Source organism: Lysinibacillus fusiformis (genome assembly GCF_003049525.1).
Classification (GTDB): domain Bacteria; phylum Bacillota; class Bacilli; order Bacillales_A; family Planococcaceae; genus Lysinibacillus; species Lysinibacillus fusiformis.
Genome location: NZ_PYWL01000021.1, coordinates 1 through 14,319 on the forward strand (window position 1 = coordinate 1; position 14,319 = coordinate 14,319).

At 36.3% G+C, this 14,319-nt stretch carries 14 protein-coding genes; 4 read left to right on the plus strand and 10 right to left on the minus strand.

The features are described 5' to 3' along the window. The coding region (locus C9J29_RS22900; protein WP_170110043.1) for a hypothetical protein at positions 1-448 on the plus strand (448 nt) is incomplete at its 5' end. A gap of 148 nt (positions 449-596) precedes the next feature. Here the strand turns inward: C9J29_RS22900 and C9J29_RS24845 are convergent. Further along, positions 597-950 carry a hypothetical protein gene (locus C9J29_RS24845; RefSeq protein WP_237068912.1) on the minus strand — a complete coding sequence of 118 codons (354 nt, stop codon included), beginning with the start codon at positions 948-950 and terminating at the stop codon, positions 597-599. Between the two features lie 506 nt (positions 951-1,456). Between C9J29_RS24845 and C9J29_RS22910 the strand changes: the two genes are divergently transcribed. Together C9J29_RS22910 and C9J29_RS22915 are read left to right on the plus strand one after the other, a co-directional pair. Beyond that, positions 1,457-2,377, plus strand: a complete 921-nt coding sequence (locus tag C9J29_RS22910; protein ID WP_107922858.1) for a LysM peptidoglycan-binding and 3D domain-containing protein — start codon at positions 1,457-1,459, stop codon at positions 2,375-2,377. 358 nt (positions 2,378-2,735) lie between these two features. After that, the gene (locus C9J29_RS22915) at positions 2,736-3,194 is read left to right on the plus strand and encodes a staygreen family protein (RefSeq protein WP_107922859.1); all 459 of its coding nucleotides are present in this window, start codon (positions 2,736-2,738) and stop codon (positions 3,192-3,194) included. A gap of 196 nt (positions 3,195-3,390) precedes the next feature. Here C9J29_RS22915 and rlmH read toward each other — a convergent pair whose 3' ends face one another. The 9 genes from rlmH to C9J29_RS22960 form a co-directional block, all read right to left on the minus strand. Continuing rightward, positions 3,391-3,870, minus strand: a complete 480-nt coding sequence (gene rlmH / locus C9J29_RS22920; protein ID WP_008177921.1) for a 23S rRNA (pseudouridine(1915)-N(3))-methyltransferase RlmH — start codon at positions 3,868-3,870, stop codon at positions 3,391-3,393. Between the two features lie 90 nt (positions 3,871-3,960). Then, positions 3,961-4,125 carry a CxxH/CxxC protein gene (locus C9J29_RS22925; protein WP_107922860.1) on the minus strand — a complete coding sequence of 55 codons (165 nt, stop codon included), beginning with the start codon at positions 4,123-4,125 and terminating at the stop codon, positions 3,961-3,963. A 241-nt stretch (positions 4,126-4,366) separates the two neighbouring features. Further along, positions 4,367-5,665 (minus strand): S1C family serine protease, encoded by a 1,299-nt coding sequence (locus C9J29_RS22930; protein WP_008177925.1) that lies wholly within the window; start codon positions 5,663-5,665, stop codon positions 4,367-4,369. A 165-nt stretch (positions 5,666-5,830) separates the two neighbouring features. Beyond that, the gene (locus C9J29_RS22935) at positions 5,831-6,619 is read right to left on the minus strand and encodes an MBL fold metallo-hydrolase (RefSeq protein ID WP_008177927.1); all 789 of its coding nucleotides are present in this window, start codon (positions 6,617-6,619) and stop codon (positions 5,831-5,833) included. Then, entirely contained in the window at positions 6,619-7,443 is an 825-nt protein-coding gene (locus C9J29_RS22940; RefSeq protein ID WP_008177929.1) for a two-component system regulatory protein YycI, read from the minus strand. The genes C9J29_RS22935 and C9J29_RS22940 overlap by 1 nt, the downstream gene beginning before the upstream one ends. Beyond that, positions 7,430-8,755: a YycH family regulatory protein gene (locus C9J29_RS22945; protein WP_008177930.1), complete on the minus strand. Its 1,326-nt coding sequence runs from the start codon at positions 8,753-8,755 to the stop codon at positions 7,430-7,432. The genes C9J29_RS22940 and C9J29_RS22945 overlap by 14 nt, the downstream gene beginning before the upstream one ends. Continuing rightward, a complete protein-coding gene (walK, locus tag C9J29_RS22950; protein WP_008177932.1) occupies positions 8,752-10,617 on the minus strand; it encodes a cell wall metabolism sensor histidine kinase WalK in 1,866 nt (621 codons plus the stop codon). Before walK ends, C9J29_RS22945 begins: the two co-directional genes overlap by 4 nt. 5 nt (positions 10,618-10,622) lie before the next feature. Further along, positions 10,623-11,336, minus strand: a complete 714-nt coding sequence (yycF, locus tag C9J29_RS22955; protein ID WP_008177934.1) for a response regulator YycF — start codon at positions 11,334-11,336, stop codon at positions 10,623-10,625. 213 nt (positions 11,337-11,549) lie between these two features. Further along, positions 11,550-13,013: a M23 family metallopeptidase gene (locus C9J29_RS22960; protein ID WP_043990419.1), complete on the minus strand. Its 1,464-nt coding sequence runs from the start codon at positions 13,011-13,013 to the stop codon at positions 11,550-11,552. Between the two features lie 398 nt (positions 13,014-13,411). On the opposite strand from C9J29_RS22960, the gene C9J29_RS22965 reads away from it, so the two are divergent. Further along, positions 13,412-14,275, plus strand: coding sequence for a YitT family protein (locus C9J29_RS22965; RefSeq protein WP_164908776.1), 864 nt, complete (start codon positions 13,412-13,414; stop codon positions 14,273-14,275). Positions 14,276-14,319 lie beyond the last annotated feature (44 nt).

Here is a 14,319-nt window from a genome sequence, read left to right on the forward strand (position 1 = left end):
GGTAATGGTAATGGTAATGGTAACGGTAATGGTAATGGTAATGGTAATGGCAATGGTAATGGTAATGGCAATGGTAATGGTAACGGCAATGGCAATGGCAATGGCAATGGTAATGGTAACGGCAATGGTAACGGCAATGGCAATGGCAATGGCAATGGTAATGGCAATGGTAATGGCAATGGCAATGGCAATGGCAATGGCAATGGCAATGGCAATGGCAATGGCAATGGTAATGGTAATGGTAACGGCAATGGTAATGGTAACGGCAATGGTAATGGTAATGGTAATAAAAATAATACTGAAGTTATCATGCTTAAGGCATAATTTACCTCAATTCAAGCAAAAAGAGAAATTGCTCTGTGCAATTTCTCTTTTTGGCTGTTGTTATAAGGTCATTGATATTCTCGCCATTTTTGATAAAAAATCTGTACCTCTTTATCTATCATAAATAACATCATTTACATATGATGAGGATCTTCGTAACGCTGCCAAGTGTGGCTTTTATTTATGAACATTACTCAATAATACCTAATAACATCACTGATGCTAAAATTTATATTAAAGGTACGGCACATAAAGAAAAATTTTTACTTTTATTAAGCTTCTAATGATTTATAAATCTTTTTGACTCTTTTTAATTGTGGTGCTGTTAGGTATCTTTCTCTTTTTCGTAACACTTTCAATAATTCATTTTTATTTTCATCTGTTACGGCTAACAGCGTACTTTCCGAGTGCTGAGGAATTTCCTTTGGTCTGCAATTCTCAAGGTGATGAAGTAATATTGGAAAAATCACATCATTGTTTTCTTTACTGACAGCTGCTAGCTTCGCAAGAGTGAGGACACCTTTATCAATTGTAATAACTGAACCCACTTTCATCGCACTTTTTAATATAGCTAGATGAGCCATAATGGTTTCTGATGCTACCTCGGCAATCGTTGCCAATGCCATCATCCCGCCCCAGACCAAACGATTATTAGGGCTTTTTAGCAACTCTATAAAAGTCAGGACATACTTACTGATTAGTTCTGGTTTAACTTGCCCAATTTCGTACGCTACTTTCATACAATCGTATTGAATTTTTTTATCTTGGCACGTTAAATTTTCAATTATTTTCTTCTATACCCGCATCATTTTCTTCATGAATCAATTTATGTGCCAGCTCTATATTTGGCTCTTCATCGTTTCGACCTAGTTGAGAAGCTAACAGATCCACAACTGACATGATTATCCCCCACTTACGAAATTTATTTAATGTAGAAACATTATCACATTTAGCTCTTAACAAATCAGCTATCTTCATTACGGAAATCGTCTCATTTAATAGTAGAAATATTATTGCAATATAAATGCCATGGACGAAATCAAATTAACATCTCCTTGTTCTTTTTCTCAAAAAAATCTATGTTACGATGATTCTACATTAACAACTAAGAACGCACACGGAGGATTAATACATGCTTAAAAAAATAATTTCAATTGTACCAGTTGCAATGCTTTCGGCAACTTTAGGTGCTAATGCTCAAGCTGCAACAATTAACGTACAAAAAGGTGATACTCTTTGGGATTTATCTCGTACACACCATACTTCTGTAGAAAATATTAAAACATTGAATCATATGACTACTAACCTTATTCACCCTGGTGATGTCCTTACCATTGCACAACAATATACCGTTAAGCAAGGAGATACACTATGGGACATAGCCCTAGATCATCAAGTCTCTGTTTCACAAATTAAAGAATGGAACCAATTACAGACGGACCTTATTCATCCCGGTTTACATCTATCCATTATCGATGGTACGAAAACGAGTAAGGCTGTAACTGACAAACCAATAAAGCCTGCAGCTAATGCAGCAAAGGAAACAACAACTTCAATAACAAATAATACAACTGCAGTAGAAAGTAAACCTGAAGAAACTGTTTCATCAACAAGTAATACAGCTCCAAAGGATAGTGCACCTGAAGCGACCGCTCCATCAACAAGTACTACTGCTTCAAAGGATAGTGCACCTGAAGCAAATGCTTCATCAACAAGTACTACCGCTTCAAAGGAGAATGCACCTGAAGCCAATAAAACTGCCTCAAAGGAAATTATAGTGGAAGCTTCAGCCTATACGGCTTCATGTGAGGGATGTTCCGGTATTTCCGCTACTGGAATGAACCTTAAAGCCAACCCAAATGCGAAGGTCATCTCAGTTGACCCAGCTGTAATTCCATTGGGTAGTAAAGTTTATGTGGAAGGCTATGGTGAAGCAATTGCAGGGGATACCGGTGGTGCCATTAAAGGAAAACGAATTGATGTTTTTTTCCCTTCTCAACAAGATGCCATTAATTTTGGAGTAAAACAATTAAAGGTCACAATATTAGACTAACTTAACCATCCTAATAAACGACGGTGTAATTAATATGGCTACCGAGTCACAAGTCACAGTGAATGTTAAATTGTCAGAAGATGAGAAAAATGGGTATAAGTTATCCATTAACTTACAGATTAATCGTAAAAATATGGAATTAACTAATTGAAACATTAAACCACTAGAGAAATGGACCCTGAAGTATTGTTCTATAGGGTCTATATTTCGTTCATTTATACATTACATCAAATAAAAAATGTTTAATACATTTCCCTTAAAACATAAGCCTCTCTATAAAAACTTAATACATATGACTTTTAACTATTTAATAGGTTTATATCTGCATATTGTTAAAAAAATGAATGGAGTTGATAGCTTGGGAAAGTTTTACCCAGAAAAACTATTCGTTCAATTCAGGAATGGTATGACTACAATGAAACCTGTCATTCCAAGACGTTACACACTTACTCACTCAGATGATACTGGCGATCTATTTTTAACGATAGGAAATGAGTTCGCTTGGGATAAAGTGAATACTAAGATGAGAGATGAGGTCTTAGGTGAATGGATTACTAATGGGGAATGCTTTTATTTCTATTTATATTTATATATAGAAAAAGGAGAATACAATCAAAATGCATCTGCAAAACGCAATGAAATATTTAGGCGTGAGTTACCACTTGCACTAACAGCCATTCGATATGGCGATAGATCATTATTTGATCAATACCCTAAACTTGATCGGGCTAATATTATCGTTAACTTTCTATCTACTTATCCTCAATTTGCTAGGCAAGAGAATTGGGGTTCATTCAGTAGTTATAGCAATCATTGAAGAAAATTTGCTATATTGATTTCAACATGTCAGGTGGAAAAGTATCTAAACCTCGTATTATGAAACTGATAAGGAGATCCACTTCCACCACCAACACAAGAAAAAGGACATAAATGCAAAAAACAATGATAAATAAAATTAAACCACCTAAAATGCTGACATCCCAACTCTCTAGGTGGTCTTTTCGAAACCGCACTTACTTATGATACGGTTCACCCTTCATAATTCTAAAGCTTCGATAAACCTGCTCTACGAGTACGAGCTTCATGAGCTGGTGCGGTAAGGTCATTTTGCCGAAGGATTGTTGCTCGTCGGCTCTTTTTAGGACGTCTTCGTGTAGGCCTAGGGAGCCGCCGATGACGAAGGCAATTTTGCTTTTGCCGTAGGTCATGAGAGATTCAAGATCAGCAGCCATTTGTTCAGAGGTTTTCATTTTTCCATTGATAGCGAGGGCAATTACATACGTGTCTGCACTAATTTTGGCTAGTATCCGTTCTCCCTCTTTTTTCTTCACAATATCCATTTCAGCATCACTAAGTTGTTCGGGTGCTTTTTCGTCAGGTACCTCAATCAAATCCATTTTTGCATAGCCGCCTAGTCGTTTTACGTACTCATCAATCCCCATTTTTAAGTACTTTTCTTTTAACTTGCCGACTGATACAATCGTTATATTCACACGTTATCCACCTTTACAATTCATTTACAAACAAGTTATCCACAAAAGTTATCAACATATCCACATGTCATTGCTATATATTGTGTAAAGTTATTTACTTGATACAATATATTCTGCTGGCTGTTCACAGTAGCTACACTTTGTGGATAACTTTTTTTCCTCTTCGATATTATCCATAATTGGGAACACTTTTTGCTCAGCTACAAACATGTCTAAAGCGTGTTCTATATGGCTTTCACAGCTGTATTTTTCCATTTTTTGATGTCTCCTTATTTTCCGAAATTTCCACAAACTTATTCACATTTCGGTGTATGTTATCCACAACCTATTGTATCAAAGGAATAGCATGTATGGAAGAAGTACCTTTTCCTCACTGTTTATTGTATAAAGTCAGTATTCATAATTTTCTAGTTATCCACAATATTTTATTAAAGGACTCTCCATCTCCACAAAAAAGCAGCGGAGATTTTACAATCCCCACTGCTATTCACTCTTTTTACAATGAATTACCGTTTGTTAATGTAAGTGTAAGTTCTACCAATTTACCTTGGCGATAAACTTTTAATGTTAATTGATCACCGATTTTTTTCTCATTATATAGATGTTTACGTAAATCAATGGCTGTTTCTATTTTTTGACCATCCATTTCCACAATAACATCATATTGTTGGACTCCTGCTTTTGATGCTGGTGAGTTATTCATTACATCTGTAATCACAACTCCTGTTGTCACCTCAGCTGGTAATTTTAATGTTTGTTGTTGGTAGAAGGCTGGAACATCTGTTAAGTCAGCTAATGAAATTCCCATTGTTGGACGTTTCATTTCACCATTTTTCTCTAGCTCCTCAATAATTGGAATGGCTGAATTAATTGGAATAGAGAATCCTAAACCTTCCACTGAGGATTCTGCAATTTTCATGGAGTTAATCCCTATTAACTCTCCAGCTAAATTGACAAGTGCCCCTCCGCTATTCCCTGGATTAATGGCTGCATCCGTTTGTAATACTTCTTGCTGCCAGTCTTCTGTTCCATCACCGTTTAAGTCTACGGGTACAGAACGATCCTTACCTGAAACAACCCCTGTTGTCACAGAGCCATAGAAATCTAAGCCAAGTGGATTACCTATTGCTATAACTGTTTCACCTTGTTTTAACACATCGGAGTTACCAAATGTCGCTACTGTTTTGACATTTTTTGAGCTAATTGAAATAACGGCAAGATCTGTCCAAACATCATGGCCCACTAGTTCGGCTTGCTCTTTTGTTCCATCAGGCATTGTGACCTCTAATTGTTTAGCCCCTTCAATAACGTGATTATTTGTTACGATAAAGGCTTTGTCACCTTCAATTTTATATACAACACCTGAACCGCTTCCCGCTTCTTTTGTTGTTGTTGATTGCTGACTCCAAAATCCTCCGCTTGTTACTTCCTGAATGTTAGTAATACCTACAACGGCTGGAGAAGCTTTATCAACTGCTTTTGTAACATCCGTCGTTACCTCCGTGGCAACTTGATCAATGGTCGTATCATTTTTCCCTGTATTACTTGATGTTGTACCAGGCATTTGATTAACCAGACCAGGCAACATCAGCCAAACAAGTAAGGCACCAATAATGACGCCGACCAAGCCACTAAAGAAATAGCCACCTTTTCCTCCGCCTCCACCTTTCTTTTTATGACGCTTGGCCTGCATTTCTTGCTCCTCGCGCTCTAGTCTTTCTTGAAGAGGTGATTTCGGTATTTCATCATTTTTTAGGAAATCACTGTTTTTATCATCATCTTGAAAGTAACTCATGTTCCTCATCCTTTCCTTTACTGCTTTTGTTAATTGTTACCCTAATCTTACGATTCAAACATTAAAATCAGATGAAAAACAAATAAAATGGACATAAAAATAGCTGCCCAACGCATTTATTAAAATGCGTCGAACAGCTTTAAGTTTTACCTAAATAACGAGTCGTTAAACCGTTACTAATTTTGTTGGCTCCTCTGCATCGGTATCAAAAAGATGAACATGCTCACCAACCATAATGCCACAGGACTGTAAGGTTTGTGACACGCTCATACGCGCCAGCTCTTTCATATTATTATCCTTACTTAAATGCGAAAGATAGATATTGGTCGTCTTATCAAATACAACCTCACTCATTGCAATCGCTGCATCCTCATTGGACACATGTCCTACATCGCTTAAAATACGGCGTTTAATGGACCAGGGATAACGTCCCATTTGAAGCATATTAACATCATGATTACTTTCAAAAACGAAGGAATCTGCTCCACGTATAATACCCTTCATACGATCACTGACATACCCTGTATCTGTAATAATAACAAGCTTGCGACTACCCTCATGGAATGTATAGAACATTGGATCTGCTGCATCATGTGAAACAGCAAAAGATTCAACGGCTAAAGAACCAAAATGCTTCACTGTATCCATGTCAAATTCAAAACGTTGCTCCACAGGAATATCACCAACTAGCCCGTCCATTGCCTGCCATGTTTTGGCGTTTGCATAAATCGGTACATTATATTTTCGTGCCAGTACACCTATCCCTTTAATATGATCACTATGCTCGTGTGTGACGAAAATTCCACTAAGCTTCTTCATATTACGATCGATTTTTGTAAATAGCTGCTCCATCTTTTTCCCACTAAGACCAGCATCAACGATAAAGGCATAATCGTCATTCTCTACATAAATCGAATTCCCTGTACTGCCACTTGCTAAAACACTAAATCGCATTATTCAACTCCCCAGTCTTCTTCTTCGCCCTCTTGCTTGTCCTCCTGGATTTCAATGACTTTGCCTTCTACTGCATTGACAAAATACTCTTCAGTTTCTCCATCCGATAATTTCACTCGTACTTCCCATGTTGGCACTAATACCTGAGTACGAGTCAATTTAACAAGTGTTGAGTAACCTAACTTCATTTGCGTAATACGTGAGTCTGGCTTGAGCGGTCCTTTTGCATATAAAGTTTGAATAATTTGAAGGGGAGGAATGACAGTTTCCTGTTGTTCCATTTCTTCAATATTATCAATCATTGTTTGCTCATACATAGTTACTTCATTATTGGTATTCCATTTAATTTTTAATGAACCATTGTAATAGAACATCCGGTTATTAGTCTTCTGGAAAAAAATTGCGATTCGTTCTTCGCGATCTACTTTCCATAAGGCATACGATGCTCCTTCATTTACGTTTGCAACAGCAAAATCCGTAAAGCTTGCATCATCACTCACATTCCGTAATTTAACAGGCTTTAAGAAAATAGCACGAACTTTAGTATTCGTATTATCCCTAAATGTAATTTGTTGGTTACTATTACTAAATTCATCTGTGGTGAATTTATGCACTTGAGCTGTCATATACGAAGCAAACTCAATATTATTTGGTAAGGAGCCATACGTTATATTATCATCTTTTAAACGAGCTTCAATTGTTTTTTCACCCGGAACCTCAATATCTTTCGCCTCATTATAGCGATTTACATAAAGGGAATATAAGAAGATGTTTAGAATTAAAAAAACGAATATAAAAATAGATTTCGTTCTATTCCAATCCATTTTTAACACCTCCTAAAACTTCAGGAGTTAGTTTAATCCAAGATCCATTACGGATGACAAACCAACAAGGTTCAAATGTAAATATATTTAGTTCTTGATTTTGTGTTAAATAATAACCTAAAACAATTTCATCGATATCTGCTAGGGCAATATTATTCCCAACTTTTAATCTCTCAGCAATATCTGCTCCCGATGATAATTCTTTGATTTCCTTTTCTGCTTCAATATCCATATCTAATGAGAAGTATGGACGCTTATAATGGAAAATCCGGCTATCTCCCCAAATTGTCGTCATTCGGGTAATGACATGATTGCTATAGACAGGTAAACCTTGCAAATATAATTGATAATCCATTTGATTTTTATTTGTATTCGTTGAAGCATAACGGAAATCGGCAGTATATCCACCATGCTCGTTGATAAATTCAAAGCTATCTTTTAGCAATTTTGAAGGCTCAATTCTAATACTGCTTTCTGCAGCTGGATAAACATAGTTTAATGATTTTAGATTTGTATCTAATGTCATTAATGACATACCATCTGTATATTTTTCAGAAGATGCACTTTCAACATTGCGTCGCACTATATTTGGATCTGTAAATAACACATTTTTAAATAATTCTGGTGTGATTTCTTCAATATAGTACGTAAATTTTACAGATTCCATTTTATTGTTATCTACATAAAGCGATGTCTGATTTTCTCGCTCAATTTCTTTAAACGTGCCATATTTTTTTGCAGGCTCTATGACTTCCTGTATAAATTGGTTCATGTTTGGCACGCTTACATGTGAGCGGAATAATGATTGATTATTACTACTAATGTAATAAACCATTAACTCTTTGGTGCTTGAATTACTCCAGTCAATAATCATACGATTGAAGGTTGTTTCTGGTAACTCTTTATCAGCAAATTGAAAAATGGTGTTAAAGGATGAAAATGGAACCTCACCAGTGAAAAAAATCGTCATTCGATGGTCTGCGCCAATAATTTGATTTACATAGTTTGGCGAAAGATTGTTGTTAACAGGCTCTAAATCTAGAACGTTCCAGCCTTTAAATGTTTTCATCAAACTCTTCATGGCATTATTAGATACTGTGCCTGTAAAACCCTCATCAAAACGGAAAATAGCCTTGTATGGACGAATAATATCCTCCATTTCCTTTTGCGGCTTAATTAAAATTTCCTTCCGCTCCGTATTTTCAATATATTTATAATCTGGTGTGTAAGTCCAAATCAAAAAAGTTAGAATCACACTTAGCATGACAAGTAGAAATAAAACAACAGATTTAACTGGCTCTATATATTTCATTCCCACTCACCTGCCTCACCAAATTCATCTGCATCATATGGTAATGTGAAGAAAATTGTCGTGCCTTGCCCTTCCTCACTCTCTGCCCAAATCTTTCCGCCATGCGCTTCAATCATTTCCCGCGCAATAGCAAGCCCCAAGCCTGTTCCTCCCATGGAACGAGCACGGGCCCGATCGACACGATAGAAGCGATCAAAAATGCGGCCTACATTTTCTTTAGGAATCCCCATGCCATCATCTGAAATCATGACTTTTAGCATGTCACCTTGCCCTGTGAAGCCAAAGCGAATATTTCCGCCATCTGGAGAATATTTGATGGCATTCGAAATGATATTATCAATGACCTGTGTCACCTTATCCGTATCAATTTCTACATAAAAGGAGGTTTCAGGGAATAATCGTGCAAACTGTACTTTATCAGACTTAGACATTTCAAATCGATCGATAATTCGGTTAAAGAATGAATTAAATAAGACAATATCTTTGTTTAACTCATAGTCTGAACTATCCATTCGTGATAATTGCAATAAATCATTGACTAGTCGAATCATACGTTCTGTTTCAGTTTGCGTTACGTTTAAAAATGTAGGAGCAATATTTTCATCCTTCCATGCCCCATCCGCTAGTGCCTCTAAATAACTACGCATAGTTGTTAATGGCGTTCTTAATTCATGGGATACATTCGATACAAACTCGCGACGATCCATTTCTATCTTTTCCTGCTCTGTTATATCGTGTAATACAGTAATAAGACCATTAATAAAGCCTGTCTCTTTTTGAATAACCGAGAAATTGGCACGTAATATATAAGGTGCATCTGATGTACTGAAATTTAAATTAATAGCATCACTCATATGAATTAAATCTTCAAAGCTATATTCCTGATCAATCCCCAATACCGAGGCAATGGGACGACCTAGTGTAATATCCCTTGAAATATGCAGTAACTCCAACGCAGGGTCATTAATTAATATAATACGTCCCTTACGATCTGTCGCAATAACGCCATCTGTCATATTACTAAGGACTGAATCTAGCTTTCGCCGCTCCGCATCAGTAGTGGATTGTGCCTCTTGCAAACGATTGGTTAAATGATTAAAGGTAACGGCAAGCTGACCTATTTCATCTGTACCGTATACCCTTACCTTGCGAGAATAGTTGCCCTTTGCCATCGCTTGAGCTTGCTTTCGCATATCAGCAATTGGTTGTGTAATTGTTCGAGCGACGAGAATACCTAAAAAGATAGTAAAGACTAACGACATAGCTGTGCCGCCAAGGAAAATACGGTTAATTTCGTTCATTTGTTCAAAAACGGACTCAATATTCGCTTCAATATATAGAACGCCTATAATTTCATCATCCGGCCCTGCACCAGCTCGAATCGGGTTCGCTAATACCCATACTCGATTCCTCGTTTTGTTATCGAGTTTTATAATATCAAAGAGCGTTTCAGCAGATATCGCACGACGCACAAGGTCTGTGTTAGAGCGTTGTCCTATTAAATTTTGATTCTCGAGCTCAGATGTCGCAAGTATTCTTTGTCTATCATCAATGACACGAATTTCTAAAATATCACCATTGGAAACGTCTCTTAAACCAGTTGAAAACTCCGTAACGATTGACTTCAAGCTTTCCTCTAGTTTAGGCATGCTTTCGTCACGTTCCTTTAAAATTTCCTCACGAAGACTATATTGCATCAGGTCAACTCGCTGAAAAATAGAATCTTGGAAGTTGCTCTTCAAATTTTGTTCTAACTGGCGGGCAAAATAAATACCGATAATTTGTAAAGCAAGCAATATTAATAAAATATAAATCAGCACTAGTTTGACATGAATAGATTTAAAGAAGCTCACTTTCTGCATTCCTATTACTCCTGTTCAGGATTTCGTAAATAATAACCTACACCACGTCTTGTGACAATCCAAGCAGGGTGACTAGGATTATCCTCGATTTTTTCACGTAAACGACGAATTGTTACGTCAACAGTACGAACATCTCCAAAGTAGTCATAGCCCCATACCGTTTGTAAAAGATGTTCACGTGTCATTACTTGTCCAATATGTTTACCTAAATAATGTAGTAGCTCAAATTCTCGATGAGTAAGCTCAATAGCCTCATCACGCTTCATTACTAAATAAGCATCTGGCTGGATAACAAGGGAACCTACAACAATTTCGTTTGATTCCTCTTCTGCTTCTTCTGCTGCAGGTGCAGCAACCTGTAAACGTCGCATATTTGCCTTTACACGAGCAATAAGCTCTCGTGTACTGAATGGCTTAGTGACATAATCATCTGCGCCCATTTCTAAGCCTAATACTTTATCAATCTCAGAGCCTTTAGCCGTCAGCATTATAATAGGGAAATCATATTTTTTCCGTATCTCTCTACATACTTCCATACCATCGCGCTTTGGTAGCATGATATCTAGTAGCATTAAATCTGGTTGCTCTTCCTCAACCTTCTTTAGTGCCTCATCACCATCATACGCACATATCACTTTATATCCTTCTTTTATTAAATTAAATTGCAGAATATCTGCGATTGGTTTTTCATCATCAACAACTAAAATTGTTTTGTTCATTCATTCTCTCCCTTTCGTTTTTTATCTATTCTTAAACATGTTGTATTTGTAAGTTCACTACTCTTAACTCTATCATGCTTTCAGTTTCCTTGCATTAATCGTTCATCAATCACTTTAAATACTTTGACAAAATGGGCTATATTTCAACAAGTATTTCTCGGGAAATAATAGAAAAGACAGCCCACTATTTGGACTGTCTACTATTCAAAATGTTTATCGGCCTACATATGATAACGGATTAACTAATGAACCGTTCTTTTCAACTTCAAAGTGTAAATGTGTGCCTGTCGAATTTCCAGTAGAACCCATAATACCGATAACAGAGCCCTTTTCCACTACTTGTCCTACTTCAACATTAATAGAAGATAGATGTCCATAAAGCGTTGTATAACCATTATTGTGATTAATTACAATGCGATTACCATAAGTACCAGACGTACCAGCTGCACTAACTACACCATTATCGGCCGCCAAAATATTATAATTACTTGGACGAGCAATGTCGATTCCACGGTGGAAGGCGCCCCAACGTTCGCCCATACCGCTTGAGATATAGCCTCCTACAGCTGGCCATGAAAATTCACCTGTGCCACGTGAAGAGATTACCTTTGTCCCAACTACTTCAATTTGTTCCACTGGTTCTTGGGTAACTTTTTCTTCTAATGCAACTTTTGCTGTTTGTTTACCATTTTCAGACGTTAGGGCGTATGTTGTTTCTTTTTTACCATTAGCGCCTTCTTGCTTGATGACCTTTTCACCTTTATACATAGTAGGATCTTCTTCCACTACTTTTTTGAATGGAATCACATCTGCTACTTTCTTTTTCTTTTTAACCTCAAGATTTACAAATGGCTTTGCAACCGTTACATTCAATTCCTGTCCAACTTGTAAAACAGTATCAACTGTTACATCAGGGTTTAAATCTAGCAGCTCACTCGTTGTTAAATTATGTTTTTTTGCGACAGAACCTAATACATCACCTGATTGAATTTTATAGCTATCTTGTTCAAGGTAGCCTGTCATTAAATAGTTTACGGCTTGCTCAGGTGTTAAGATTTGAGTTGGTGTAACTTTTTGAGATATTCCTGAAACATCCTGTTTAAATGAAATATCTAAAAGTCGTGATTCGCCTGCTTGTAATTCTGGTAAATTAATTGTAGATTGTTGGTTTTTCGCTAATTTATCTAACTCTGGCTGAGAAATATATTGTAGCTTCAACAGTTGAACCGTTTTTTCATAGGCTTCCGTATTTTTTAATGATACGACTGGCTTATGATTTACTAGTAATGTAAAAGCATCCGATTTCGCTACTAAAGATTGCTTAAGTTTGGATAATGTTTCTGCATCTTTTGTTTCATTCGTAAAAACTTGTTCTGGGATTATTTTAACAGATGAGCTAGCATCCATAGATAACTCTTTGAATTGCTGACTTGCTTCTTTTTCTTTTGATGTAATAACTTCTTGAATAGCTTTCTCGTCAGATACTGCACCAATATAATCATTTCCCACATAGACATGGTATATTTTATTTAAATTTTCTTTCGTATGTTCTTTAGCAAAACCCATATTTATCGTTAGGCTCGTCATTAAAACTGCCATGATCGAAACCTTTTTAAAAGAAGAAAAATTGTAGGTGAATCTATTGTTTTCTTCTTTTTTATTCCAAAACGAATTCATCAATAAAGCCCCTTCCAACTTTCCCTTGTAATAGGATGATTTACCCACAAGGAATTTTTGCACCCTTATAATGTATCATAAAGAAAATAGCGTTTGAATGATTTCACTCTTTTGTAATGTAAATGTATTATTTATCTACTAATTGTTACATAGAATATATTTTATATAGTTGATAAATACTGTATTTTTATTCATAAAATGGGTATGGAACAACGTTATTTACCGTATTAAAAACCATATACTTAGCCATTGGTATAGTATTCTATTATTTTTTTCAAGTGAATTTAGGCATAATACTTTTTACTTTTTTAATATTCCGATAAAATATAAAGGAAGGCACATTATGGATTGGAGCGATTAAATTGAGTGATTCACAGACCTCTGATATGGCAGCAAAAATGTTGCGGCATCAGAAAAGTAACATGCGTAAAACATTTCTAAGGATTATTATGGTGCCGTTAGGTGCAATCATTATGGCTTTGGGCTTAGAGTTATTTTTAGTACCCAACCACATTATGGATGGAGGCATCGTAGGTGTTTCCATTATTACATCTCATTTATTAAATTTACCCCTTGGTATCTTCATCTTCATTTTAAACTTACCTTTTATTTTTTTAGGCTACAAACAAATTGGTAAAACCTTCGCGCTGTCCACAGGGCTAGGTATTACTGTACTCTCTACTGCAACTCTTGCTTTACATAACCTACATCCATTTACGGAAGATACATTATTGGCCACAGTTTTTGGTGGGATGATTTTAGGAGTTGGTGTCGGTATTGTCATTCGTTATGGCGGTTCTTTAGACGGAACTGAAATATTGGCAATTTTATTTAATAGTAAAACTCCTTTTTCAGTTGGAGAAATCATTATGTTCTTCAACATTATTATTTTTGCAGTAGCAGGATTTGTATTTAACTGGGAACAAGCTATGTACTCCATCATTGCATATTATATTGCTTATAAAATGATTGATATTGTAATTCAAGGGTTGGAAGAATCAAAATCAGTTTATATCATAAGTGATGCTATTGATGAAATTGGACAAACCATTATGGATCGACTTGGTCGTGGTGTCACTTTCCTTCATGGTGAAGGGGCTTATACAGGAAATGATAAAAAGGTCATCTTTACTGTCATTACTCGCTTGGAAGAATCGAAGCTGAAAACCATTGTTGCGGATATCGATGACAATGCATTTTTAGCCATTGGTAATATAGCAGAGGTAAAAGGTGGTCGTTTCAAGAAGAAGGATATTCACTAAGAAAAGGGCGTACCATCTATGGCACGCCCTTTTTATTGTATTTA

Coding starts and splice junctions, on each gene's coding strand:
- C9J29_RS24845 (WP_237068912.1), bottom strand. CDS start 950: ATGGCATTGGCAACGATTGCCGAGGTAGCATCAGAAACCATTATGGCT.
- C9J29_RS22965 (WP_164908776.1), top strand. CDS start 13,412: ATGTTGCGGCATCAGAAAAGTAACATGCGTAAAACATTTCTAAGGATT.
- C9J29_RS22935 (WP_008177927.1), bottom strand. CDS start 6,619: ATGCGATTTAGTGTTTTAGCAAGTGGCAGTACAGGGAATTCGATTTAT.
- C9J29_RS22910 (WP_107922858.1), top strand. CDS start 1,457: ATGCTTAAAAAAATAATTTCAATTGTACCAGTTGCAATGCTTTCGGCA.
- yycF (WP_008177934.1), bottom strand. CDS start 11,336: ATGAACAAAACAATTTTAGTTGTTGATGATGAAAAACCAATCGCAGAT.
- C9J29_RS22940 (WP_008177929.1), bottom strand. CDS start 7,443: ATGGATTGGAATAGAACGAAATCTATTTTTATATTCGTTTTTTTAATT.
- C9J29_RS22930 (WP_008177925.1), bottom strand. CDS start 5,665: ATGAGTTACTTTCAAGATGATGATAAAAACAGTGATTTCCTAAAAAAT.
- C9J29_RS22945 (WP_008177930.1), bottom strand. CDS start 8,755: ATGAAATATATAGAGCCAGTTAAATCTGTTGTTTTATTTCTACTTGTC.
- C9J29_RS22925 (WP_107922860.1), bottom strand. CDS start 4,125: ATGGAAAAATACAGCTGTGAAAGCCATATAGAACACGCTTTAGACATG.
- walK (WP_008177932.1), bottom strand. CDS start 10,617: ATGCAGAAAGTGAGCTTCTTTAAATCTATTCATGTCAAACTAGTGCTG.
- C9J29_RS22960 (WP_043990419.1), bottom strand. CDS start 13,013: ATGAATTCGTTTTGGAATAAAAAAGAAGAAAACAATAGATTCACCTAC.